Source organism: Parabacteroides sp. CAG:2, from assembly GCF_000436315.1.
GTDB lineage: Bacteria > Bacteroidota > Bacteroidia > Bacteroidales > Tannerellaceae > Parabacteroides > Parabacteroides distasonis.
Genome location: NZ_FR885274.1, coordinates 121,093 through 148,091 on the forward strand (window position 1 = coordinate 121,093; position 26,999 = coordinate 148,091).

Genomic DNA, 26,999 nt, shown 5'->3' on the forward strand with positions numbered 1-26,999 from the left:
TTAGACCTATTTATAGCCAGATGACAATACTGAGGTTTCCGCCCCCTCCGAGGGGCGATTGAGGGCTTGTCGTTTGTTCGAGACTACCCATTAAACGAAATCCCGCTGATAAGGCGGAATGAATGGGATGCCGATATTCCATTTCCGCACCGATACCCAGACGGGTTGCCGTGCGAGCAATAAAATCCTCGTTCACTTTTTGCATGTTCTGCTCTAGCTTGATTTCTGCTGAGCCATTCTCATCCTTCTGCGTATCCTTCTCCCATTTGATCTCGGTGCCATAGCCCGACACGATGTACACGGATGGGCGGATGCCTAGTTTGCTTTCTTTAGGTAGGCGGATTTGTCGAAGAAACGCGATCTCTCCGTGGAAGAGCCCTGTATATTGTTTGACCGTAAAAGGATATATGTAGAAATCATTTTCCAAACGATTCCATCCGACAGTCATTTGCCATGTGGATACCTTTTCGCCCGAAGTATCATTCTTTGTCGCCTCGTAACTTAGTTGGGTAGATAACATCCGTTGCCTTGCTAGGCGATAGGTGGCGAATGTAGTCCATATGGCAGACGAGCTTGTGGTGGGATTCCGTTGTAATATGCGGTTGGCCGTAGTTTGGTTGAATCGGGCTGTGGGCGACCAGATATGCGTCCACGATTTATTCGTTCGGGTAAAACGACCTTGGTAACTGATTTGATGCAGCCGTTCTTCCCAGCCTCTCAAGTTGCCGGAGTTATTTGGATTGTCCGCTAATTGCTGGGTCTCGTAGAAGAGATCATGGAAAAGACTCCAATGCTCTTTTAGGGTTTCCGTTTGCAAGGAAACACCTAGGCGTTTTCCTTGGCTGCGAAACAGGAAACTTCCCGATAATTCTTGCATCGGAAGCCAATAACCCAGAGGAAATGTATAAAGTTTATCTTTACTATCCGTATCATACGTTAATTCCTCTGTACGATGGGTATAATGGATCGAGGCTCCAAAACGTCTGCGTACTTGTTCGTAAACGATACCTCCTGATATCCGGATTAAGTGTGCCATCCCATGGTAGATATGGTAAGAGGAGCGATCTTCGTTGCTTGTAGCTGTATAGTCTCCATCTATCCCGACCTTGATTTTCGGAGATAAGACGTAAGCCGCTTGTCCGTAGATCCTGTATTTCTCGATGCGTTGTGGCTCTCCCAAGGAATCGCCGGCCGTAATCAGATAGTCCGGTTGCGATAATAAATTCCATTTTCTCCCTTCCAGTAGGCTTTGCGACCAATTGATACCACCCGCCAGCCAAAGCAGACCCAGCTTTCGGTTACCGAATACATAAGCCCTATAGGTCTGTGTTTGATCCGGCTGGTCGCTGGCAGGTAAGGCGGCTTGATGGATCAAATAACTTAAACCAGCTTCCATAGCGCTGTCCTTAGGCACATAGCTGATGCTGACAGGATTGGCGGATAAAGCCCATGCGCTCTCTTGTTGAGCCCATGACCGTGAGGCATAGACAGATAGTGATATCATATATAGAATGATAGTGATCTTCATAGAGGCTTACCGTTTTAAGGAAGGTGGACTTTTCTCGAAATCCTCGGCGGTGTTATTGGAATCTTTCCAGCGGAAGCGTTTCCCCTCTTGCTCATATTTCCGACGCATTGCCAGGCCGGAGCCGCCGGATGTGGCTATACCCGGACTCACATCCATAGAAGATGGGATACGTGTGTAAGCTACCGTAGAGGTTGAAGAGACGAAATTTGCGATATCCAGCACCCAATCAGCGGGTATATGGAGGTATTTTAGCGTATTGAAACTCTCAGGTTCTTTTTGGATGTGATCCGGATTGGCGATCCATTCTCTTAAGTCCGTTTTGGGACGGAACAAGAGGATCGTCGGGCCGTTCATGGAAAACAGATAGGAGAAACCGGTGCCACGCCATACCAAGTTTAGAGGTTTTACACCGGCGGAGATTTGGCTTCCGGTCAAGATAGGATCCCAAAAAGCCCATTCCACGCTGGATAAATCGAGCGAGGCCGGAACTCCCACTTCGCTATTGGTATGGTTTATGGCGTTAATCGCTATCGTTTGTCGCTCCCCCGGTTGAATGGGATATTCGGTTCCCGTTCCCGGAAACTCCCAGCACATCATGAATAAAGGTATTTCTTTCATATCGGTATGGAGCATCCATCCGGAAGGCTTTGTCACGCTTACGGGTCCTGCTTGTGCGATACATAGGCCATCTAGGAAAATCAAGTCATCGGAGTTATTGACCAACGTGAGGTATTGATCTTTGTTATAGACATTTTTCCCGTCAGGCCAGAGACAACCGCTGAAATAAATCTCGCTAATCAGCAGACGGCCTCGTTCGGACACTTCCAAAGGTATTTCCACGGATCGTTCTTCTCCATTGGCCTCGAACTGGATATTGGAGAGGCTACCACTCAATATATAATCCCTGTTGCCAGTCGTGGTTTCCTGATTTGCGGAGATTGCGCATATGCCAGCGGTTAGTTCAAATAGAGCTAGTCCATTTGTGTCGGTGGTCGTGGTGTAGACACAGCCTATACTTTGATTGATTAGTGTGACCGGGATATTCGCCAAGGAGATATCTGCGTATCCGGAAGGTTTCTTCAATTGGATATGGATACTCCCCGTTTTGAAATACTCATTCTCGCATCCTGCCAGAAAACACAGACAGAGCAGGTGGGTGAGGAGAGAAAGATGTTTGTCTATCATGAATATGGGGCATTGTGCTTAATAACTGTAGACAAATATATGTGATTTTTTTATATTTCCATTTAGGAGCTAAAAACATTAACATGTGTTCTTCTTATTTCGGTAGCTTCAGCACGAACCGGATCAAGGCCACGAACACCTTCCCGTACCGGTCCAGCTTGATTTGCCCCACGCCCCGGATGTCGCTGAACTGGTCCAAGGTGACCGGTTTCTTCTCCACCATGTCTTCCAAGGAATCGTCGGAGAAGATGATATAAGCCGGCGTATGCTCTCGCTCGGCGATTTGCTTGCGAAGCTGGCGGAGGGAGTCCAGCAAGGTCTCGTCCGTGGAGGCGGACCGGATCGGCCGGATCGGCTGGGCCTTGAAGGAGGATTTCCGCTCGCCTCTCCGGACGGGGCGTGTCAGCTCATCCGGTTCCCGATAGATGACGAGCTGGGCCTTTTGCTCCCCGTACAGGACACGCCTGCCTAACGGGGTCATCCGCAAGACACGCTCGGCGGCGTAGTCGATCTCCATGTACCCGAGTTGGATCATCTGGTAAATGTACTCCTTCCATTCCTTATAAGAGAGGTCCCGTCCGGCGCCGTACGTCTTTAGCTTATCGTATCCTCTCTCCAAGAGTTCCGCCCGACCGGAGGCACGTAATATGTCGATCAACATTTGCATGCCTACATGCTCGCCGGTCCGGATGACGGCGCTCAGCGCTTTTTGTATCAAGACACTGCCATCGAAGCGTCGCGGAGGGTTCTTGCACACGTCGCAGTTGCCGCAATCATGGTCCGCCTCCTCGCCGAAGTAACTGAGCAAGACACGGCGGCGGCACATGTCGGACTCGCAATACCGTCTCATCCGGTTTAGCTTCTCCAAGTTCACTTCGCTTTGGCCACTCTCCTCGGCGAAACGGCGAAGTACGATCAAGTCGCTCAAGGAATAGAACAGGAGGGTATCGCTTTTCATCCCGTCCCTTCCGGCACGGCCGATCTCTTGGTAGTAATTCTCGATACTCCCCGGCATGCTGTAATGCACGACCCAGCGGACATTGCTCTTGTCGATACCCATCCCGAAAGCTACCGTGGCACACACCACGTCCACCCGGTCGTTGATGAAGTCGTTCTGGGCCTGTTCCCGTTGGGCGGGCAGGAGGCCGGCGTGGTAGGCGATCGCCTTGATATTATACATCGCCAACTCATCGGCCAGCTCGGTCGTATCGTTGCGGCGCATGCAATAGATGATACCGCTCTGCTCCCGGTGCCCCCGGATGAAATGGACGATGGCGGCGATCTTCTCTTTCTTGTTAAGCCCTCGGCGTACCGTGAGGGAGATGTTCGGGCGGTCGAACGATGATATGAACGTTTGGGGCGTACGAAGCCGTAACTGCTCTAGGATATCCTTCCGGGTGATTTTATCGGCGGTAGCGGTCAGGGCCACGACCGGGACTTTCGGGAAACGTTCCTTCAATATCGCCAGTTGCGTGTATTCCGGACGGAAGTCATGTCCCCAATGCGATACGCAATGTGCCTCGTCGATAGCGATGAGCGAGATGTCCAGCCGGGGCAGGAACCAGTCCGCCTCCATCTTGATCCGTTCCGGGGAGATATACAATAATTTGATCTTGCCCTGCACGCAAAGTTGCTTCACCTGTTGTTGCTCCTCTTCCGGCATCATACTGTTCAACGCCGCCGCAGGGATGCCGTTGGCGATCAACCCCTCTACTTGATCCTTCATCAAGGCGATCAAGGGGGACACCACCAAAGCCGTACCCGGCAGATAGATAGCCGGTAGCTGAAAACAGATCGACTTGCCTCCACCCGTGGGCATCAGCACCAACGAGTCCTCTTTCTGTAAGATACGCTGTATGATGTCCGCCTGCAAGGGACGGAAGGAGGTATATCCGAAGAACTTTTTCAGTAGTAGTAATAATTCTTTCATATCGCTTTACGGGCATAAAAAGCGCAAAGATAGTTTATATCATAAAGTTTTACTACCTTTGCCCACATTATTTACATAACGAGCCGTGATGGCTCACCCTATTTTAGAATGACATTTGAAGATTTAGATTTGATAGAGCCGATACGTAAGGCTCTCGTGCAAGAAGGTTATACGACTCCAACACCTATACAATCAGAAGCGATTCCCATCGTTTCGCAAGGTTATGATTTATTGGGTTGCGCCCAGACAGGAACCGGTAAGACGGCGGCCTTCTCCATCCCGATTATCCAGCGGTTATATCTCCAGAAGAAGAAAGGTTACAAACGGGGTATCAAGGCATTGATCCTTACGCCTACCCGTGAGCTTGCCATCCAGATCGGAGAGAGCTTTGCCGCTTACGGCCGTTTCGCTGGATTACGCCATACGGTGATATTCGGGGGAGTAGGGCAAAAGCCCCAGACGGAAGCCTTGGAAAGAGGCATCGATATATTAATCGCTACGCCGGGACGTCTGCTGGACTTGATTGGACAAGGATTCATCCACTTGGATACCTTGGAGTATTTCGTCTTAGACGAAGCGGACCGTATGTTGGACATGGGCTTTATCCATGACATCAAGCGTATTTTACCGCTATTGCCCAAGAAACGCCAGTCCTTGTTCTTCTCCGCTACCATGCCCCCTGAGATCGAGCGCTTGGCAGGTACGATCTTGAGCGAGCCGCAAAAGGTGGAAGTAACCCCGGCCTCATCGACCGTGGACGCGATCGACCAATCCGTTTATTTCGTCGAGAAGGCCGAGAAGATCAACTTGCTGAAAAGCTTGTTGGAGAACCCGGAACTGGAATCCGTATTGATCTTTACCCGTACGAAACACGGGGCGGACAAGGTGGCCCGTGTCTTGTCGAAAGCGGAGATAGGGGCGGAGGCGATCCATGGCAACAAGAGCCAGACTGCCCGCCAGCGTGCCTTGACGAATTTCAAGGATCATACGACCCGTGTGCTGATCGCTACGGATATCGCCGCCCGTGGAATCGACGTGGATCATCTGACACACGTCATTAACTATGAGCTTCCTAACGTACCCGAGACTTATGTACATCGGATCGGGCGTACGGGTCGTGCGGGCCGTGAAGGTGTGGCGTTCTCTTTCTGCGACGCCGAGGAGGTACCTTTGTTGAAAGATATCCAGAAACTGATCGGCAAGGAAGTCCCCATAGCCGGTGGCCATATGTATGAGACCAAGGAGGTGAAAGCCGCCGTAGCCGAGAAGAAAGAAGCGATCAAGCAAGAGTCGAAACGCCGTAATATGTTCGGAAGCAAACGTGACGGTAGTTACTGGCGTAACAAGAAGCGTGCCGCCAATTCTTCTAAGTAATCTAAGTTGTTGTATTGTAACGACGTATAGTGTCAGTCCTTTCCATAGCATTGGCACAGTCGTGCCACGCCGGTGGCATAGCAGTGCCACAAGGATAGCAAGGGCGTGCCACAAGGATGGCACAGCTATGCCACCCGTATGGCATCCGGTTCGTCACCTAAGTATCCAAACAGTCCGCTTTAGCGAGCTGTTTGGCGCTATTACCCTATACTTTCTTTTAAAATGAGGTAATCTCTGGAATATTTCATTATTTTTGTGATTCAATTGTGAGTGAAACTTAAGGGTTGACGTTTGTGCTGATTGTAAAGGAGGACATAATATCTCGGATCAATAATGGCGATGCCAAAGCATTTGAACAATTATATACGACCTTCTACGTGTACTTGTGCGCCGTAGCGACTAAATATGTCTATAATTCGGAGGCGGCACGTGAGATCGTTAATGATGTTTTTATGAATGTATGGAATCACCATTCGGCGTTAATACATCCGGTAAACGCTTATTTAATTCGCTCGGTACGTAATTATTGCCTGAATTATTTAAGAGATAAACGTCAGCAAGAAGTCCCTTTATCAGATGTACAAGAAAGCTTATTGTCGATACAAGAGTTGCAAATCGACGCGGACCCCCATCCGTTGGCTTATCTGGAGAATAAGGAATTCGAGGAGAAAATCTATCGTGCCGTGGATTCCTTGCCCGCTAAATGCCGGGATATCTTCGTGCAATATCTTTACCATAACAAGACCTATGAGGAAATAGCGATAACAAATCATATCAGTTCCAGTACGGTACGAGTACAGATCAAGATCGGTTTGGCGAAGTTGCGTGAACTTTTAGGCGATCTTTACCCTCTTTTCTTACTTATATTTAATTTTTTCGAAAAATAATTGGAATCTCCTTAAACGGAATCTCTAAAACAGGTGTATATAATAGAAACCGGGTTGAAAACCGGCTCCTTTGTTAATATCATGGAAATAGAGAATAAACACATAGAAGATTTAATTTATAGCTACCTCATGGGAGATATATCCGAGGAGGGGCGAAATGAATTACTACAATGGTTGGAAACGGATGACGCTCATAAACAGTGCCTTTCCGAGATGGCAGATTGTTGGGCGACGGCGCATGTACCTTTGTTTGCCTCTGATATGAAAGCCGATTTCCAAAAACATTTCGGGGCACTTATCGATCCCGCTATTCCTTCTGAAAAGAATCATTGGCTAAATTTTCGGTTTTTAGGAAAAGTTGCCGCCTCGGTCTTGATCGTGGTATCGGTGGGAACTGCCTCTTATTATATAGGTACGAGACATAATCAGCCGAAATCTGCCGCCTTGGCTTATTTTGAGACGACAACTCCTATGGGAGCCCAAACGAAAGTCGTTTTGCCGGATCAATCCGTGGTTTGGGTCAACGCAGGTTCCACGTTGAGATATGGCAGTGATTTCAATACGAACGGACGTAGCGTACAATTGGATGGTGAGGCTTACTTCGAGATTACCCGGGATTCCCTTAAGCCTTTTATCGTAAAATCAAAGAAGTTGGATATCAAGGTTCTAGGAACTAGATTTAACGTAAAGGCTTACGGAATGGATGAAATGACCGATGTCACTCTGGTGTCGGGAAAAGTAAACGTGAGCTTGCGGGATGAGGTTGCCCATGCGGGCGATGTGACCTTGACTCCAAACCGGAAACTAAGCTTTAATAAGCAGACCAATAAGGTAAGAGTCAGTGAGGTGGATGCCAAGGATGCTCTCTCTTGGATGGACGGTAGCCTGAAATTCTCCGAGCAACCTTTCATGAGTATCGCCAAGGATTTGGAACGTAAGTTCAACGTGCGTATTCGTGTCGAGAGCGATCTTTTGAGAAAGGAAATCTTCTCCGGTAGCTTTACGAAAGATTATTCGTTGGATAAGATCCTTCGTGAGGTGGACGTGGATCATAAATATGTGTGGACTCGTTCGGGAGATGAGATTATTATAAAAGATAAGTAAAAACAAAAATACAAACCTTAATCCTAAGGTGTAAGTGTGGAAAATAGTATAAACGAGAAAATTATTTATTAAATCTAACTTTAATGGAAATGAACTATTTCAAGAAGACCGGTAAGATGATGGTAGCCGCATGTATGCTTGCGGGACTGCCGTTTATTCCCGGTACGGTTTCAGCGTCCGAACTTCAGACACAAATGATGTCTGTTCAAATGGAAAGTACGACATTAAAAGAACTTTTCGATTTGATCGAGGAAAAATTCAATTACACGTTCCTTATCCGTAACAATGACATCAATCTGAATGAGCGTATCTCAATCGACATGTCGAACCGCTCGGTCGAGGAGATTTTGACGACGGCGCTGAAAAATCAGCATGCTGATTTTGTTGTAAACAACAATAGGATTGTTGTTTACAAGTCATCTTCTAATCCAAATGAATTGAGAAACACGGAGAGAATGGTGGCGCAGCAGACGATTACGATTTCAGGTACCATTGTTGACGCGGTGACGGGTGAGCCGGTAATCGGCGCGAACGTGCTTGTGAAAGGCACTACGAACGGTACCAGTACCGATTTCGATGGAAAGTTTAGTTTGGAAGCTCCGGCCGGAGCTACTTTGGTCGTTTCTTACATCGGTTATGTGAACCATGAGGTTAAAGCGACTAGTGCTCCGATGACTATCCGTATCAAGGAAGACACTCAGAACCTTGAGGAGGTGGTTGTTGTTGGTTACGGCGTGCAAAAAAAGGAAAGCTTGACGGGTGCCATGCAGGTGGTGAGCAACGAGAAATTGTTGGATGCCACTAGCCCTACGGTCGAGAACTTATTGTCTGGTAAGGCTCCGGGCGTACAGGTTACTTCGGGTGGTGGTCAGCCGGGCGCTGCCGGTAAGGTGGTGATCCGTGGTAAGTCTACGGTAAACGGTAGCACGGACCCTCTTTGGATCGTGGATGGCGTAATCGTAGGTACGGATGCGGGTAGCTTGAACCCGGCTGATATCGAGTCTATGTCTATCTTGAAGGATGCCGCTTCAACCGCTATCTATGGTTCTCAAGGAGCGAACGGTGTTATCGTGGTGACTACGAAGAAAGGTAAGATCGGAAAAGCTACGATCAACGCTTCCGTAAAGATGGGTGTGAACCAGTTGCACCGTGGAAACATGAATATGATGAACGGCGAGGAATTATATGATTATTATAAATCTTTCGCTAATCAAGACGCCCTTCCGAGTTATTTTACGGAGGATTTGCGCAATCGTAACTTCGACTGGTGGAAAGAGGGTACGCATCTGGGCTTCGCTCAAGACTATAACGTATCAGTTTCCGGTGGCTCAGAGAAGATCAAGACGTATACATCCGTTGGTTACTATAATGAGGATGGTGCCGTGAAAGGATATGACTACAAGCGTTATAACTTACGTTTCAATGTGGATTACCAAGCGACGGATTGGTTGACTATCAAACCTAAAGTATGGGCTACCCGTAGCGACGTGATGGACCAGCAGCAAGATCTAGGCGCTATCATGTACGTTAACTTTCCTTGGGACTCTCCTTATGACGAGAATGGTGATCTGATCCAGCAATACAGACCTACTACTTGGATCAATAGCGACGCTACCAACTACTTGTATGATCTACAATGGAATTATGAGAAGAAGACTTCCTACGAGTTTATGGGTAACTTTGACTTTGATATCAAGTTTACCGATTGGTTGACTTTCGCATCCGTAAATAACTATAAATATAATAGTATCCTTTTTAAGAGCTATCAGGATCCCCGTTCTAAAAAGGGAGAGGCTGATAATGGATTATTGCAAGATAAGACCACCGCTTCTTATAGGGTATATAGCAACCAGTTGCTTCGTTTTAACAAGGTATTCGACAAGCACTCTATCAATGCGATCCTAGCTTACGAGTGGAATACTTTCACGCAGGAGATTAAAGACCAGACAGCGGCTAGTTTCGCTCCGGGCTTCTCTGTGGCCGATGTCGCTACTACTCCTAAGACGATAAAGGGAGAGCAAAAGGAATGGGCTGTACAATCTTATTTGTTCAATGCCAACTATGCGTATGATAATCGTTATTTGTTGTCTTTCTCATTCCGTCGGGATGGTGCCTCTAACTTTGGTACGGACGCTAAATATGGTAATTTCTTCTCCGTCAGCGGTGGTTGGAATATCCATCAGGAGGAATTCTTCAAGGCTAAGGATTGGGTGCAACAGTTGAAGTTGCGTGCGAGTTATGGTTCCGTAGGTAACCGTCCGACCGAATTATATTCCCAATATACGGTGTACGCCATGTCTACTGGATATAATGGTGATCCGGGTGCGGTAATCGAACAGAAGGAAAACAAGAACCTGACTTGGGAGAAGACTTATACGGCAGGTGTAGGTATCGACGCTATCTTGTTTGATCGTTTGACTATCAACTTGGATTATTATAATAAGAAAACAACCGATTTGCTTTACAAAGTGCCTCTGCCTGGTGTAACGGGTATTGTTGGTATCTATCGTAATGTGGGTGCCGTCAAGAATAATGGTTTCGAGGTCTCGATGAACGTGGACATCTTGAAAGGGGGCGATTGGAGTTGGAGCGTCGCTGCTAACTTAGGCCTGAACCGTAATAAGATCACTGAGTTATATGGTGGCAAGAGCGAGATCATCACTTCTAACGCCGGTTCAAGTTATGCCATTTCGATGGATAAGATATTGACTCCGGGACAAGACGTGGATACTTGGTATGGTACCGAATGGGCAGGCGTAGATCCGGAGACAGGTTCTCCGTTATGGTATACCACGAATGAGAATGGGGAACGTGTAACGACCTCGAATTATAGCGACGCTTCTAAGCACCAGACTATAATAGGTAAGTTGAGCCCCGATTTCTACGGAGGTTTCTCTACTGACTTATCTTGGAAAAACATTGATCTCTCCGCTGTCTTCGGTTATTCCGTAGGAGGTGATATTTATAATTACGACCGTTCGATGTATGATAGTGACGGCGCTTATGTAAATTATAACCAGATGAATTTGAAGGAAGGTTGGAATCGTTGGGAAAAACCGGGCGATATCGCTACCCACCCCAAGGCGGAATATGGCAATAAGAGCCAATCCAGCAAGGGATCTTCCCGTTATCTGGAGGACGCTAGCTACTTACGTTTACGTAGCTTGACGTTAGGCTATACATTACCTTGGAAGATTCAGTATGTAGATAATATCCGTCTTTCTTTCTCGGGTGAGAACTTGTTTGTCCTTTCTGGTTTCTCCGGAGTTGACCCGGAACTTCCGGCTGAGGTTGGCAATAAATACAAGGCAGGCTCGGTTGGTGTGGCGATCTCTCCGTACCCACAAGCTCGTAAATTCATGTTTGGTCTAAATGTTACATTTTAATTAAAGGAATCATAATGAAAAAAATCGCTATAGTGGCTCTTGCGGCAGCGGCCACGTTCATAACAAGCTGTGATATCGAACGTCTACCTTACGATAAGTACACGGAAGACAAGATCATGGAGGACAAAGATGCCGCGGTGGATGTTTTGCTAAACGGTTGTTACGCAAAACTGAAAAAGGCATCCGAACACTTGCATTATTGTGGTGAGTTCCCGGGGGATAACGTTTGTAAGGATAAACCGACAACCAATCCGTTCGGTACTTATTTTACCTATCAGCATACGGTAAATAATGGTGGTCTTACTACGGTTTGGAACAGTGCCTATAATATCATCTCACAGACTAGTTCTTTGATGAAGATGATTAATGAGGGCGAGTCTGCTGAGTTGGATCAGAAGTTGGGCGAGGCTTATTATATGCGCGGCATGATGTACTTCTATCTTTGCCGTGTGTTTGGCCGTCCTTATTATCAGGAACCGGAGAAGAATCTGGGTTTGCCGATTGTAAACGGTATGCCTGAGGATATGGATAATCTGGATCTTCCGGATCGTTCGTCCGTGAAAGATACGTATGATCAAGCTTTGGCTGACTTGAAGAAGGCAGAGGAATTGATGACAACGTTTAAATCTACCGCTTATGCCTCAAAATATGCGGCTCAAGCTTTATTGGCGAAGGTCTATATGTATATGAGTGGCACGTTTGAGAATCCGAATAAGGAATATGCCCAGTTATCTTATGATTATGCGAATACGGTAATCGAGAGTGGCCAGTTCTCTATGTTAGATCGTGACAACTTTATGCGTTATAATGAGTTCGCTCCGGATGCCGCTTCACAGACAGAGACTATTTTCGCCGTGAAGTTTATAGCCTCAGACTGGGAAGATTGGGGTGATCCGCTAGGAAGTATGTACGCTGAGATCGATGGTCAAGGCTGGGGTGAGGTTTACGCCAGCGCTAAGTATATGGATTTGTTGCATGAGACAGGAAAAGGAACCGATGCACGTGAGGCGTTTATCCATCCGCAATATAAGGAAGACGCTAATGGAAATCAGATCCCCGCTTTCCGTTTTGTAGCTAACTTATATACGGACGGCAAGATTTCCGGTTACGTATATCGTCAAGGTGAGACCAAGGAAGTAGGAGGTAAGTTAATCGCTACGGTAGATGGTGAAGAATATACATTAACTCCGGTAGATGTGGACAATAAGCGTTATTCTATTAGCTATAAGGGAGAAACGTATGAGGGAGATTATGACTACTTTATGTTGGAAAGTCAAGGTAACCCGAAATTCTATAGCTATAAGTGCTCTAAGCAAGATGGCTATCCTCACCTTTATTCTCCGGTTATCTCTCGCTTAGGTGAGCTATACCTGATTCGCGCCGAGGCTAGCGCTAAATTAGGAAACTATACAAAAGCATTAGCCGATTTGAATACCGTTCGTACCCGTTCCTTACCTAACGCCGGATATAAATCTTTGGATGCGACAAACGCTCATGAGCTTATCATGAAAGAACGTCAGTTGGAATTAGCTTATGAGGCTGACCGTGGTTTTGATGTATATCGTGTAGGCGATACGATGAAACGTCATTACCCGGGATTCCATGACGGCGTGCCTGAATATCCTGCTACCAGCCCGTTGGCTATCCAGTATATTCCGCAGTCTGAGATTAACGCTTATCCGGGTACATTAACTCAGAATCCGTAATAAGCGATGAATAAGTATTGTATAATGAGTGTGTTGGCAGGGTTTTCCTTGCCAACAACTTTAATAGCTCAATCAGCTCCCCGGCAACCTAACGTGGTGATCATCGTGGCCGATGATCTCGGGTATGGTGATCTAAGCTGTTACGGGGCTCATCGCATACAGACTCGGGGAATGGATCGTATCGCAAATGAAGGCATACGCTTTACGCAAGGTTATTGTACAGCGGCTACTTCTACCCCCAGCCGGTATTCCTTGCTTACCGGATTATATCCTTGGACAAATAGGGATGCCAAAATACTTCCCGGCAATGCGGCTCTGATTATCAATACTCAACAGGTTACCTTGCCGAAGGTGATGAAGCAAGCGGGCTATGTCACCGGCTCGGTCGGCAAATGGCATCTGGGATTAGGTGACGGGGCGGTAGACTGGAACAAGCTGGTTTATCCCGGAGCGAAAGAGATCGGTTACGACTATTCTTTTATCCAAGCTGCTACTAATGACCGGGTTCCCTGTATCTTTATCGAGAATGGGAGAGGTGTAAACCTCGATCCGAACGATCCTCTCTATGTCAGTTATAAGGAGAATTTCCCCGGGGAACCGACTGGGAAGGATAATCCTGAATTACTGAGAATGCTCCCGAGTGTCGGGCATGCCGGCGCTATCGTAAACGGTGTACCTCGAATTGGTTTCCAGAAAGGAGGCAAGACCGCCCAATGGAAAGATGAGGATATGGCAGAGTTGTTCCTTGAGAAGGCGAAAGGTTTTATGAAAGAGAATAAGGATAAACCTTTCTTCCTGTACTATGGCTTGCATCAACCGCATGTACCTCGTGTTCCGAACGAGAGATTCGCGGGTAAGTCGGGGATGGGACCTCGTGGAGATGTTATCTTGGAAGCGGATTGGTGCGTGACCGAATTCTTGAAGGAAATGGATAAGTTGGGGCTAACGGAAAATACGTTAGTTGTTTTCACTAGCGATAACGGACCGGTTCTGGATGACGGTTATCAAGATCAAGCCGTGGAATTGGTAGGGGATCATAAGATGGCCGGACCGCTTCGTGGAGGAAAGACGAGCTTGTATGATGGTGGGACCTGTATCCCGTTCATGCTTCGTTGGCCTGCGGAAGTTAAGCCGGGCGCTGTGTCGGATGCCTTGGTTTGCCAGATGGATTTGTTAGCCTCGCTGTCGGCGTTGATCGGACAGACCTATTCTGATAAGGTAGATAGCCAAAACACCTTGCCTGTCTTTCTAGGAAAAGGTGGTAATGGGCGAAAGGAACTTGTCTTGGAAGGTTATTTCAATTATGCGCTACGTGATGGTGATTGGGTCATGATCCCGCCGTATCCGGATACCTATGGTGACGCGGAGGAGGCTGCCTTTGCCGGAAATAGTAACTGTTATCAATTATATAATGTAAAGGAAGACATCGGTCAGCAAGTTAATTTGGCGGAAAAAGAACCTAAAAGACTTCGACAGATGATGATGACCTTCGAGAGGCTAAAAAGGGAAACCGGAAAGATAACGAACTTTTAGTCTTGGACTCTTTATTTTTCAAAATACTCAATAACGTTTTGATTGAAAAAATATTTTTTTAATTTTGTATCCTCAAAACACAAACTAATTTATAAAATATATGGAAAACACTCGTCGTTCATTCCTTAAGAAAGTATCTGCCGCTGGTATTGGTGCCGCAGGCTTGGCAATGGCTGGAAACGCCGGAGCTACAACAACTGCCGCTGAACCCCAAAAGAAAAAAACAGCCGGTAAAGATGATGGTAAATTACGTTTCGGTTTCATCGGAACGGGTTCTAGATGCCATGAGCATATTAATAATGTATTGGCGATCCCCGGTAATAAGATCGTAGCGATTTGCGATATCCAACAGGGCCCGATCGATAGTACCTTGAAACATATCGCTAAATTTAATGTCCCTGCTCCGAAAGTTTACAAAGGGGGTGAACGTGAATTTGAGAATATGTTGAACAACGAGGAGTTTGATTGCGTGATCATCGCAAGTCCTTGGGAATGGCACGTACCGATGTCTGTCGCCGCTATGAAGGCTGGTGTTCCTTATGTAGGCGTGGAGGTTTCTGCGGCTAACACGTTAGAGGAGTGCTGGGATTTGGTAAATGTTTCGGAAGCAACCGGAAGCCATTTGAATATCATGGAGAACGTATGTTATCGTCGTGACTGTATGGCTGCGTTGAATATGGTCCGCCAAGGTTTGTTCGGCGAGATCTTGCATGGTGGTTGTGGTTATGAGCATGACTTGCGTGAGGTGAAATTCAACGATGGAACTCATTACAACTATGTACCGGGCAGTGGTGATCTTCGTATGGGTCCGACGGCTTTCGCCGAGGCTCAATGGCGTACGAACCATTCCGTACATCGTAATGGCGATATCTATCCGACTCACGGTATCGGACCGATAGCTCATTGTATGGATATCAATCGTGGTAACCGTTTCCTTTCTTTATCCGCTATGGCTACTCAATCTCGTGGATTGCATAAGTTTATCGTGGATAATGGGGGTGAGAATCATCCGTTGGCGAAGGTCAACTTCAATTTGGGAGATATCGTGACTTCTATGATTAAGTGTTCTAATGGACAAACGATTATCGTAACCCATGATACCAATTCTCCTCGCCCTTATTCATTAGGTTTCCGTGTTCAGGGAACTGAGGGTTTATGGATGAACGATGGCGATCATGTATATGTACAAGGAAAGTCTAAGCCTCATCGTTGGGATGATTCCGATGAATGGTTCAAGAAATATGATCATAAATTGTGGGCTTCCTTAGAGTCTCAAGCTGCTGAGGCCGGACACGGTGGTATGGACTATATCATGATGTACGACTTGATCGACGCTATCCGTAATAAGAAACCGGCTCCAATGGACTGCTATGACGCTGCCGCTTGGAGCGCTATCTCCGGCTTGTCGGAGATGTCAATCGCTCGTGGCGGTGCTTTGGTAGACTTCCCGGATTTCACCCGTGGGCAATGGATTCACCGTCAACCGCAATTCGCTTTGTAATAGATTTTCATAAAATACTAGGGAAGGATGTCTTTGTTAAAGGCATCCTTTTCTTTTTTATATACATTTTTCTTGTCTCTTCGAGTATTATGATTATTTTTGTCACTCAAGTTAATCTATTCTATCTAAATTTTAAATTCGTACTATGAAGACAAACAGAAGAGACTTCCTGAAGACTCTTGGAGGAATCGCGGCATTTACGATTGTACCGCGCCACGTGTTGGGTAATGGATTCATCGCTCCAAGTGATCAATTAACAAAAGGAATTATCGGTACAGGTGGTATGGGCCGTGGACATGTGGACTATGCTGGGACTCGTCTTGTCGCTGTGTGTGACGTCGATAAGAATCATCTGGAGCTAGGTAAACAGTTGGTAAAGGATAAGATTGCCGCATACCATGATTTTCGTGATTTGATTCTAGATCCCAATGTAGATATCGTTCATATAGCTACGCCTCCTCACTGGCATGGTATCATGTCTGTCGAGGCCGCTAAAGCAGGAAAAGATATTTGGTGTGAGAAGCCTATGACCCGTACGATCGGGGAGGGTAAACGGGTAATGGAAGCGATGAAGCAATACGGACGTATGTTCCGCTTGAACACTTGGTTCCGTTTCGCTGACCCGTTCTATGGACTGGGCACTCCAGTGAAACCTTTGAAGAAACTGGTTCAAAGTGGTATGTTGGGCTGGCCGCTAAAGGTAACGATCAGCAAGCATACCGGTTTCGACTGGAAGTTCTATTGGGTTGGTAAAGAATATCTGGAACCACAATCGGTGCCTAGTGAGCTGGATTATGATTTCTGGTTGGGTCCGGCTCCTTACAAACCTTATAACCCGCATCGTGTGCATCAGACATTCCGTGGATACTGGGATTATGACGGCGGTGGTTTAGGGGATATGGGACAGCATTATATTGACCCTGTACAATATTTTTTAGGAAAAGATAATACCAGCCCGGTTAAGGTAGAGGTGGATGCTCCGCAACAACATCCGGACGCCGTGGGTACTTGGCGCTCGATTACGTATACCTATGAGGATGGTTGCCAGATCGTACTTTGGGGAGGTGATTACGGGGATCCGAACACACCTTATATTTCCGGACCAAACGGGAATGTTTATAAGAATTTCGTATGTGATATCCCGGATTGGGAGAAAAAGTTATCCGATTATCCCGAACCTGAGCCACAGGTTACCGACTTTATCGAGTGCGTAAAGACTCGTCAGCCTTTTGCCTTGAATGAACGTAATGGTTTCCGTTCCGCTACGATCGTGAATATGGGTGCCGTAGCCCTTCGTTTGAATCGTACGCTTCACTTTGATCCCGTAAAACTGGAATTTATTAATGATGAGGCCGCTAATCGTTTGTTGGATCAGCCGATGAGAGCACCTTGGAATATTTAAACACATACACATATGAAAAAAGTATATATATCAATTGCCAGCTTATTGTTGTGCGGTAGCATGTTAATGGCTCAAAGCCCGGCTAATCGTACATCGAAGACGATCGTTGCCGATGTACTGGCACAGATGCCGGCGGAGCAACAAGCTGAATATAACAAATTAATTAATGACCTAAGCTCCACTGGCGAGGAAGGGGTCTTGATGTTGATTAACAAGATTAACGCTCCGGGAAAAGGCAGTAACTCGAACGTGGATTATGCGTTGAGCGGATTGACTCACTACGTAATGGCAAAAGGTGAGGAGAACGCTCGTCTAGTAACAGCCAACGCATATTTGAAAGCCTTGGATAAGGTGAGCGACCGGGAGACAAAGGCTTTTATTATCCGGCAGCTTCAATTACTGGGAAAAGATGAGTGTGTGGATACGCTGGCTAGCTATTTGAACGATGAGAGCCTAAGCGGTCCTGCTGCCCGTGCGTTATCCGCAATCCGTACCGATAACGCTAAGAAGGTTTTGGTGGCTTCCTTGATGCGTCGTTCCGGTACTCCGAAGACGCAAAAGGATATTATCCGTGCGATCGCTGACGTGCAAATCGCTGATGCGGAAAATGTATTGAAAGCGATGCTTGGCTCCAGCGATGAGAATATGCAGAAGGAGGTTCTTTATGCGTTGAGCCGTGTAGGTTCTAAAGCTTCTCTGAGTGATTTAGCCGCCGTTGCCGAGAAAGCCGGTTATAAAATGGAAAAGACCGGGGCGAATGAGGCGTATATCGCTTTGATAAAACGTGTCCTTGAGCAAGGCGATACCAAAGATGCGGAGAAAGCAGCGAATGATTTATTGAAGAAGTCTACGAAAGCAGGTATGACACAGACCCGTGAGGCCGCTCTTCAGATTCTATTGGCCGCTAAGCCGGAAGCTGCTACGAAGAATTTATTATCGGCTTTGAAAGATACGGATAAGGGATACCGTAATGCGGCTTTGAACTTTGCTTCGGGTTTCGCTGATCAAAATGTTTATATTGAGGTCATGAAACACATGTTAAAGGCGAAGCCGGAAGTCAAGGTGGATATCTTGAACTGGATAGGCCGTGAAAGCAAATGCCCGTCTAAACATGACGTGATCAAGAATCTGGAACTTCGTTTTGATCTACCAGCGAGACAAGTTCTTTTGGACCAATTGAAAGATAAGGATTTCTATGTGCAACAGGCCGCTGTTTGGGCCTTGGTTAAAATCGGTGATAAGAGTGTCATTCCTGTGCTGGCGGATTTGTTGAAGAGCAATGACAAGCAAGTGATATTATTGGGTCAAGATGCTTTGATGGCATTTAACGGCGATATTGATCAAGCGGTCGCTAAAGTGATCCCGTCTGCTTCCGATGCCGGGAAAATCGCTGGTCTGGAGCTGTTGGCGATACGTATGGCCGATGCGAATCTGAATACGGTACTGGATCAGATTAAATCCGGCTCTCCGGAGGTGAAGAAAGCCGCTTATACCGCATTGAAAGATGTAGTGTCTGAGAAAGATTTCACTTTATTGTGCGGAATGTTGGAGACGGCGGAGGCTTCCGCTATCGCCCCGCTTCAGGATGCGGTCATTGCCGCTATCTCTAAACAACCGGCGGCAACTCAAGTATCTAACGTGAATCGTCGTATGGTACAAGCGGGAGACAGCAAGAGGTATCTTTATTATAAGGTCTTATCAGCGACTGGTGAGAAAGATGCTCTAGCTACGATCGTGGAAGGATTGAATAAAGGAAATGGAGCGGCCAAGGATGCGGCTCTTGACGCTTTGTTGGCTTGGAAGGGTATTGAGGCTGCCGATGAACTATTTAAGGTTTGCCAATCAGCCTCTTCCGATCAAGTATTCGACAGGGCGTTAAAGCGTTATGTGCAGTTGGTATCTAATCCGGCATTTACGAGAGAGAATCGTTTGTTGAGCTTGCGGAAAGTCATGGAGATCGCCCGGACGAGTGAGCAAAAGGCTCTTATTTTACGTCAGATCCAACGGGCGGATACCTTCTTGGCATTGATGTATGCGTCGGAATTCTTGGATTCAAGCGATGCGGCTGTTCGTTCTGCGGCTGTTTATGCGGTTTGGAATATCGCTCGTAACCATCCGGAATATAAGGGTGACAATGTGAAGGCAATCTTGAAACGTGTTTTGACCATGTTTGACGGGGAAGACGCTCGTTATGATATCGATGCCTTGAAGCAACATTTAGATGCGATGCCGGACGAGGTTGGATTTGTCTCTATCTTTAATGGTAAGGATTTAACGGGTTGGAAAGGTTTGGTTGAGAATCCGATCGCCCGTGCGAAAATGAAACCGGCTCAATTGGCGAAAGCGCAGGAGAAGGCGGATGAGAATATGCGTCGTGACTGGAAAGTGGAGAATGGCCTATTAGTATTTGACGGTACTGGGTACGATAACCTATGTACTGAAAAGCAATATGGTGATTTCGAGATGTATGTTGATTGGATGTTGGATCCGAAAGGACCTGAGGCTGATGCCGGTATTTATCTGCGTGGTACTCCTCAAGTCCAGATCTGGGATACTTCTCGGGTAAATGTTGGTGCGCAAGTAGGTTCCGGAGGCTTGTATAACAATCAGGTAAACGAGAGCAAGCCTTCGAAAGTGGCCGATAATAAACTCGGTGAATGGAATTCCTTCTATATTAAGATGGTTGGTGACCGTGTGACGGTTGTCTTGAACGGAGAAAAAGTGGTAGATAACGTGATTCTGGAAAACTATTGGGATCGCAAGCTTCCGATTTTCCCGGTAGAGCAAATCGAGATGCAAGCTCATGGCAGCAAGGTCTATTACCGTAATATCTACGTAAAGGAATTGGAAAAACAAGAACCGTTCAAATTATCGCCGGAAGAGGAAAAAGAAGGTTTCAAGGTTTTGTTTGACGGAACGAATATGCATGAATGGACTGGAAACACGGTTGATTATATCTTGGAAGATGGCTGTATCTCTATGGTCCCAAGCAGTAGTTTCGGAGGTAATCTGTACACCAAGAAGGAATACGGAAACTTTATCTATCGTTTTGACTTCCAGTTAACCCCGGGAGCTAATAACGGTGTCGGTATCCGTACGCCGATGGAAGGAGACGCAGCATATGTAGGTATGGAAGTGCAGGTCTTGGATTGTGAACATCCTATTTACCAAGGGAACATCACTCCGCTGCAACATCACGGTTCCGTATACGGTATCATTCCCGCCCGTGAGGATCATCCGAAAGCGTTCAAGCCGGTTGGAGAATGGAATACGGAAGAGATCATGGCAGATGGCGATCATATCCGTGTGACGGTGAATGGAGTCGTAATCTTGGATGGAAATATTCGGGATGCCGTGAAGAATGGTACGCCGGATGGAAAGGAGCATCCGGGTTTGTTTAACAAAAAAGGTCATATAGGTTTCTTAGGACATGGTTCCCCTGTCAAATTCCGCAATATTCGTATCAAGGAATTGAAATAATTTATATCAGGCTTTGAATATAGAAAGAGATTGTCTTGAGTGATTCGAGACAATCTCTTTTTTATTATAGGGGATTTATACTATTTAAATTATATCTTTGTGAAATCATAGTGTAATTTTATCGGAAGGGATATTTTTATGGAGGATATACAGACTCAATTGGATCAATGTAAATTGTTATTGGATAGAGCGGAAGTTGGCTTGTGGGAAGCCGATTTTGTTCAAAGAAGTTATATCTGTTCCGATTATTTAATGAGTATATTTGGGAAGAAGGGGAATAATCTCTCTTTTTTTGAATTTTACTATATAATCCGGGAAGACTTTAGGGATCTGATTACTACGGATTTTTTATCGATCCAATCTGTCGATACGTATGAGCAAATATTTCCGATAATAACACCGACTGGGGAAAAATGGGTACGCTCCAGATTATGTGAGCGTAAGTTGAATAATGGAGTGTGCGTAAAAGCGTTGGGCATATTACAGATTTTACCTAATTTCAAACTGAAAGAGGAAAAGATTAGTAAGATGATCGATCATAATGAGATGATCTTCCGAAAGCTGTATGTAAATTTACCTGTGGGGGTCGAGCTTTATGACAGGGACGGTTACTTGATTGACCTGAACGCAAAGGATATGGAGATATTCGGTATCCGGTCAAAGAAGGACGTTTTAGGAGTCAATATTTTTAGCAACCCGATTATGCCTAAAGATGTGATCAAGAAACTCAAGGAGAATAAATCCGTGAATTTCCGGCTGAATTATTCGTTTAAGAAGGTCGATGATTATTATAACACCTCGAAAGTAGGCGAGATGGATATCGTTACCAAGGCCAGTATTTTATATGACCAAAGAGGTGAACCTTCCAGCTATTTACTTATTAATTTGGATAATACGGAAAAGATGATCGCCTATAACCGTATTTCTGAGTTTGAGAATGTATTTACCTTGGTCAGCGTATACGCTAAAGTCGGTTATGCCCTTTATGACTTATATACCTTTGAGGGCTATGCCATTAAGCAATGGTATGAGAATATGGGAGAGAAGGATGGAACCCCCTTGTCCCAAATTATTGGGATTTATTCTTATATTCATCCGAACGACGCTGGATATATAAACTCATTCTTTGAGGAGGTAAAACAGGGCAAAGCGCATCATTTCCGTAGGGAAGTGCGTGTGAAGTCTGGTGACGGATGGAAATGGATTTGTGCCAATATCACCCGTAACCCTCAAAGCGTAGACCCGAATAAACCGGAGATGATCTGTATTAATTATGATATCACGGAGTTAAAGGACTCTCAATTGAAAAGGGAAAGGGCGGAAGAACTGGATCGTTTGAAGTCTGCCTTCCTAGCGAATATGAGTCATGAGATTCGTACGCCATTAAATGCCATTGTCGGTTTTTCTCAATTATTGGCGGAAACGGATGATCCCGAGGAGAGGCATGAGTTTGTGGAAATCATCGATAGCAATAATCGGATGTTGCTTCAATTGATCAGTGATATTCTAGACTTGGCAAAAATTGAATCCGGTACGATGGATTTCAAGTTCGCCGATATGAACGTAAAAGAGGTGATCAATGAGATCGTGACCTCATTCCGTATCAAGATGCCCGATAACGTAGCTCTGATCGCTCCCCAAGATTCACCGGAATGCCAAATCTATAGCGATCGTATGCGGCTGACGCAGGTAATATCCAATTTCCTTAACAACGCGATCAAGTATACGAGCGAAGGTTGTATCACCTTAGCTTACGAGATCATAGGTGATGAGATAAAATTCTCCGTGACTGATACGGGGGATGGCATGAGCCAAGAGATACAAGCCCATATCTTTGATCGTTTCTATAAAGGAAATACGTTTAAACAAGGTACGGGCTTGGGGCTATCTATTTGCGAGACCATCGTAAATAGGCTAGGTGGTCGGATCGGTGTAAATTCCGAGTTGGGCAAAGGCAGTACGTTTTGGTTTACGCATCCCTATTCCTTCTCGCCGAACGCTAAATCTCCTGCATCGCCTAATCCGGGAACGATATAAGAATGATCGTCGAGGTCATTATCTAATGCGGCGATCCAGATTGTAGTCTTGTCATCCGGCATTTTCTTCTGCAAGTATTCCAAGGCTTGTTTGCTTGAGATGATGGAGGCTACGTGTACATGGCCGGGTACTCCTTTGGTCAGCAGGGCCTCATACGCCAATTCCATAGAGCTTCCGGTGGCCAACATCGGGTCGGATATGATCAAGGTTTTACCTGTTAAGCGAGGAGAGGCGATATATTCGATATGAATATCAAAATTCAAACGGTCTTTATATTTGCGGTAAGCGGATACGAAAGCGTTCTCCGCATTATCCAGATACCGAAGGAAACCTTGGTGGAATGGAAGTCCGGCACGCAAGATCGTACTAATCACGATTCGATCGTCCGGCGTATTCATCGGGGCTATACCTAGCGGGGACTGGATGTCTTTCGTACTGTAATGAAATTCCTTACTGATCTCGTAAGCCATGATTTCTCCGATACGCTCAACATTACGACGGAAACGAAGGCTGTCTTTTTGTATATCTACATCTCTAAGTTCGGCTACGAACTTGTTTAATATGGAATTTGTGTCTCCAAGATTGACGATTCTCATGAGTCTTTTTTTTGAGCCCAAAAGTAATCATTTCCGGACACTAAAAATCATAAGTATGAAATTTTTCATTCATAGTTATAAATGAAAGATTTCATACTTATGGTTTTTTATCCCCTTACCGGGGATATTTTTACTACGTTTTCGGTGACTTTATTATTTCAGGTGGGCATTCATCGCCTCAAGGAGGAATTTACCCGGTTTGAATTTTACGGTCGTACGAGCGGGGATCATTACCGGAGTACCTGTTTTAGGATTTCTGGCAAGACGCTGTGTTTGCGGTCTTGGGATCAGTGTTCCAAATCCGACAAGTACGATTTCCTCATTTTCGGACATACGCTCAGTTACGATCTCGATGTAAGCATCCAATACTTTCTTTGCTTCTTGCTTTTGTAACCCGGTCTTGTCTGCTAAAGCCTCTATAAGTTCTGCTTTGTTCATAAATGCAAATTTTTTAAATTGTTAAACACTACAAATGTACACTTTGAAGCTGGTTTTATAGTTACGTTTTGCAAAGATACATTTGCATTTGAGTTTCTTATTAAACAAGGCCTACAGATGTTTGTTACATTTTTAAGAACAAAAAATGTTAATAATGTGTCAGTTTGCGAATTTCGAAACATTTATTGAATCTTGATATACCCGATTCGTGTGTACTTGATAGTACGGGATTCTATATGTTTTAAGACCTTAGCGGAAGTCAAAGTCAATTTTTCCCCTACTTGGAAAGCATGAGCGCCCGGTGGCAACGTTTGCGTGGTAAGACTACGATCTTTCGCTTTTATCCTCAATAAAAAGTAATTCCCGGCGATGTCCACGGCCGTGAGCAATTGATCTACATAGAAATATTCGGTACCACGGATAATCTGTGTCTTGTAAGAATCGTCTTCAATGCGGACTTTTGTGATTGTTAACTTTAAATCGCTCAATTTTTCTCCCGGTGTTCCTACAAAGCGGCTTACAGGCATTTTATATTTCTTACGGGTCTGTAGGTCGAGATAGATTTTACTGTAGGTCACCGCTAACTCTTTAAAACGCATCTCGCTTTTTACGTGAGGCTCATATTTATCGGCTATCCAAACGACGTAACGGGGATCGATCGTATAGATGTCATGCAAATGGTATCCTCTGTATTTACCGAAAGAAATAATATCGTCTCCATTATCGGGAGAGTCTTTGATATCTGTCGTTATAAATAAAGGTAGAAAGGAGTTGCTTACCATCTTAATCGCCTTATTCACCGAGCTGATGGCATTCAAGTCGAGATTCGCCAAATAGACCGTCGGATGATAAGTGGCCGAAGGCGTAAAGAACCAAAGCGTATAATATAAGGTCTTTGAGGTAGGCAAAAGAATGTAGTACCGCCCTTTGTCTGACGTTTTTCCTCGATTGAACGTGTTTAACTTGTCGAGGATCATCTTCTGTATTTCACCGGATAGGCCGGACGTGTTCTCATCCATACGATCAACTCTATATACAAATCTACTGAAAAAATCCGGAACTACATAATTTGCGGATGAGTTATTTATGACTACTTTTGCCCTAAAAATAAAATAGACGATGAGAATAGAGCAGAATTATTCGTTGGAGAAACACAATACGTTCCATCTCCCAGTAAAGACACGTTGGTTCATGGAGTATGAGACGGAGGAGGAGTTGCAACGAATCTTACATGATGAATACTTTCAGGAATGTTTATCCTTGCATATAGGAGGCGGGAGCAATCTATTGTTCATCAACGATTATAATGGCATTATCATCCATTCCCGAATCAAGGGGATTTCTATCTCGGCGGAAACGGACGAGTATGTATCGCTTCGTGTCGGGGCTGCGGAGATCTGGGATGATGTCGTGGCATACGCCGTATTGAAAGGTTGGGGAGGTATAGAGAATCTTTCTTTAATACCCGGTGAGGCGGGCGCTGCCGCTATCCAGAACATCGGGGCTTATGGTATGGAGATCAAGGATGTGATCGAGAGCGTGGAGGCTTATAACCAGTTGACATTCGAGAAACGGACTTTTACGAATACGGATTGTGAATATGGATATCGTAATAGTTATTTCAAGAATGAGCATCATGACCCCCACATCATAACTTATATTACGCTTCGACTATCCAAGAACCCTAGCTTTTCGGTTAATTATGGGAACTTAAAGGAGGAGTTGACGAAATATCCGGAAGTTACTTTGGAAACGATCCGTGAGGCTGTCATAACAATTCGCAGGCAGAAGCTTCCCGATCCGGAAGTATTAGGCAACGCAGGCAGTTTCTTTATGAACCCGATAATTACGGCAGAGCATTTTGAGAAATTGAAAAAGCAATTCCCGGAAATCCCGTCTTATCCCGCTTCGGAAGGAAAGATCAAGGTTCCGGCCGGTTGGTTGATCGAGCAATGTGGGTTTAAGGGTAAAAACCATGGGCCGGTAGGTGTTTACGAGAAACAAGCGTTGGTATTAGTGAATTTAGGAGATGCCCGGGGGCATGAGATCGCGTTGGTCGCGGAGAGCATTCGTACCGCCGTAAAAGATCGTTTCGGTATAGAGCTTATGCCTGAGGTTAAATATGTCGGATAATGAAAATCGTTTTTTTAGGAACAGGAACGTCTACGGGCAATCCTGAGATAGGTTGCCAATGTGAGGTATGTACTAGTAAAGACCCCCGTGATTGGCGTCTACGGGCTTCGATCTTGGTAGAGACGGAAGGGAAACGGATATTGATCGATTGTGGTCCGGACTTCCGTTGGCAAATGATAACCAATAAGATTTACTATTTTGACGCCGTTTTAGTAACTCATGAGCACTACGATCATGTAGGTGGCTTAGATGATCTACGTCCTTTTGGCCGGTATAAAGATGTGGATATTTATGCGGAAGACAATGTCGTGGAGGCGATAAAGACTCGCATCCCTTATGTCTTCCGGGAGCATAAATATCCGGGAGTGCCTAATTTGGTTTTGCATACGATCGGGACGAAACCGTTTGAGGCCGCCGGTGTCATGATCACTCCGATCCGTGTAATGCACGCTAAGCTGCCGATCTTAGGTTTCCGTATCGGCAATATGGCTTACTTGACCGACCTTAAATATCTTCCGGAAGAAGAGTACGCTAAGTTGGAAAACCTTGATGTATTGGTTATTGATGCCCTTCGGAAAGGAGAGCATCAATCGCATGAGAGTCTGGAGGAAGCCTTAGCGAATATATCCCGTATCCAGCCCAAGGAGGCCTATTTAATCCATATGAGTCATCGCATAGGGTTGCATGCGGTCATTGAAAAAGAGTTGCCTCCGCATGTACATTACTCATATGATGGATTAACGGTGACTTTTTAAGTCATATATTGAAAAGATTCTTTA

At 45.6% G+C, this 26,999-nt stretch carries 18 protein-coding genes; 12 read left to right on the top strand and 6 right to left on the bottom strand.

Annotation, left to right across the window (positions count from 1 at the left end; all coding sequences use genetic code 11):
• Nucleotides 1-10 precede the first annotated feature (10 nt).
• The 3 genes from QVP94_RS05450 to recQ all read right to left on the bottom strand — a co-directional run bounded on the left by QVP94_RS05450 (nt 11) and on the right by recQ (nt 4,643).
• Entirely contained in the window at nt 11-1,528 is a 1,518-nt protein-coding gene (locus tag QVP94_RS05450) for a DUF6850 family outer membrane beta-barrel protein (protein ID WP_022192150.1), read from the bottom strand.
• Nucleotides 1,529-1,534: 6 nt separating this feature from the next.
• Nucleotides 1,535-2,713, bottom strand: a complete 1,179-nt coding sequence (locus tag QVP94_RS05455; RefSeq protein ID WP_009275980.1) for a DUF4876 domain-containing protein — start codon at nt 2,711-2,713, stop codon at nt 1,535-1,537.
• A 94-nt stretch (nt 2,714-2,807) separates the two neighbouring features.
• On the bottom strand, nt 2,808-4,643 hold the full coding sequence (gene recQ, locus QVP94_RS05460) for a DNA helicase RecQ (protein WP_022192151.1): 1,836 nt from the start codon (nt 4,641-4,643) through the stop codon (nt 2,808-2,810).
• A 108-nt stretch (nt 4,644-4,751) separates the two neighbouring features.
• Here recQ and QVP94_RS05465 point away from each other — a divergent pair, with 108 nt between their 5' ends.
• From QVP94_RS05465 to QVP94_RS05510, 10 genes are all read left to right on the top strand, one after another.
• Nucleotides 4,752-6,017 carry a DEAD/DEAH box helicase gene (locus tag QVP94_RS05465; RefSeq protein ID WP_005856813.1) on the top strand — a complete coding sequence of 422 codons (1,266 nt, stop codon included), beginning with the start codon at nt 4,752-4,754 and terminating at the stop codon, nt 6,015-6,017.
• A 284-nt stretch (nt 6,018-6,301) separates the two neighbouring features.
• A complete protein-coding gene (locus QVP94_RS05470) occupies nt 6,302-6,904 on the top strand; it encodes an RNA polymerase sigma-70 factor (RefSeq protein ID WP_008780573.1) in 603 nt (200 codons plus the stop codon).
• 81 nt (nt 6,905-6,985) lie between these two features.
• Nucleotides 6,986-8,008, top strand: coding sequence for a FecR family protein (locus tag QVP94_RS05475; RefSeq protein WP_008780574.1), 1,023 nt, complete (start codon nt 6,986-6,988; stop codon nt 8,006-8,008).
• An 83-nt stretch (nt 8,009-8,091) separates the two neighbouring features.
• Nucleotides 8,092-11,394: a SusC/RagA family TonB-linked outer membrane protein gene (locus QVP94_RS05480; RefSeq protein ID WP_022192153.1), complete on the top strand. Its 3,303-nt coding sequence runs from the start codon at nt 8,092-8,094 to the stop codon at nt 11,392-11,394.
• A gap of 14 nt (nt 11,395-11,408) precedes the next feature.
• Nucleotides 11,409-13,100, top strand: coding sequence for a RagB/SusD family nutrient uptake outer membrane protein (locus QVP94_RS05485; RefSeq protein ID WP_022192154.1), 1,692 nt, complete (start codon nt 11,409-11,411; stop codon nt 13,098-13,100).
• A gap of 6 nt (nt 13,101-13,106) precedes the next feature.
• Nucleotides 13,107-14,633, top strand: coding sequence for a sulfatase-like hydrolase/transferase (locus QVP94_RS05490; protein ID WP_288213180.1), 1,527 nt, complete (start codon nt 13,107-13,109; stop codon nt 14,631-14,633).
• Between the two features lie 100 nt (nt 14,634-14,733).
• Entirely contained in the window at nt 14,734-16,134 is a 1,401-nt protein-coding gene (locus QVP94_RS05495) for a Gfo/Idh/MocA family protein (protein WP_005856826.1), read from the top strand.
• A gap of 145 nt (nt 16,135-16,279) precedes the next feature.
• Complete coding sequence (locus QVP94_RS05500) at nt 16,280-17,536, top strand: Gfo/Idh/MocA family oxidoreductase (RefSeq protein WP_005856828.1); 1,257 nt, start codon at nt 16,280-16,282, stop codon at nt 17,534-17,536.
• Nucleotides 17,537-17,548: 12 nt separating this feature from the next.
• On the top strand, nt 17,549-21,016 hold the full coding sequence (locus QVP94_RS05505) for a DUF1080 domain-containing protein (RefSeq protein ID WP_022192156.1): 3,468 nt from the start codon (nt 17,549-17,551) through the stop codon (nt 21,014-21,016).
• Between the two features lie 138 nt (nt 21,017-21,154).
• Nucleotides 21,155-23,053, top strand: coding sequence for a PAS domain-containing sensor histidine kinase (locus tag QVP94_RS05510; RefSeq protein ID WP_022192157.1), 1,899 nt, complete (start codon nt 21,155-21,157; stop codon nt 23,051-23,053).
• Here the strand turns inward: QVP94_RS05510 and upp are convergent.
• The 3 genes from upp to QVP94_RS05525 all read right to left on the bottom strand — a co-directional run bounded on the left by upp (nt 22,996) and on the right by QVP94_RS05525 (nt 25,106).
• On the bottom strand, nt 22,996-23,649 hold the full coding sequence (gene upp / locus QVP94_RS05515) for a uracil phosphoribosyltransferase (RefSeq protein WP_022192158.1): 654 nt from the start codon (nt 23,647-23,649) through the stop codon (nt 22,996-22,998). The two genes, QVP94_RS05510 and upp, sit on opposite strands and share 58 nt — an antisense overlap.
• Nucleotides 23,650-23,802: 153 nt before the next feature.
• A complete protein-coding gene (locus QVP94_RS05520; RefSeq protein WP_005856836.1) occupies nt 23,803-24,087 on the bottom strand; it encodes an HU family DNA-binding protein in 285 nt (94 codons plus the stop codon).
• Nucleotides 24,088-24,269: 182 nt separating this feature from the next.
• Nucleotides 24,270-25,106: a hypothetical protein gene (locus QVP94_RS05525; RefSeq protein WP_022192159.1), complete on the bottom strand. Its 837-nt coding sequence runs from the start codon at nt 25,104-25,106 to the stop codon at nt 24,270-24,272.
• Between the two features lie 100 nt (nt 25,107-25,206).
• Here QVP94_RS05525 and murB point away from each other — a divergent pair, with 100 nt between their 5' ends.
• Complete coding sequence (gene murB, locus QVP94_RS05530) at nt 25,207-26,220, top strand: UDP-N-acetylmuramate dehydrogenase (protein WP_022192160.1); 1,014 nt, start codon at nt 25,207-25,209, stop codon at nt 26,218-26,220.
• A complete protein-coding gene (locus QVP94_RS05535; RefSeq protein ID WP_005862219.1) occupies nt 26,220-26,975 on the top strand; it encodes an MBL fold metallo-hydrolase in 756 nt (251 codons plus the stop codon). The genes murB and QVP94_RS05535 overlap by 1 nt, the downstream gene beginning before the upstream one ends.
• The last annotated feature ends 24 nt before the right edge of the window (nt 26,976-26,999 follow it).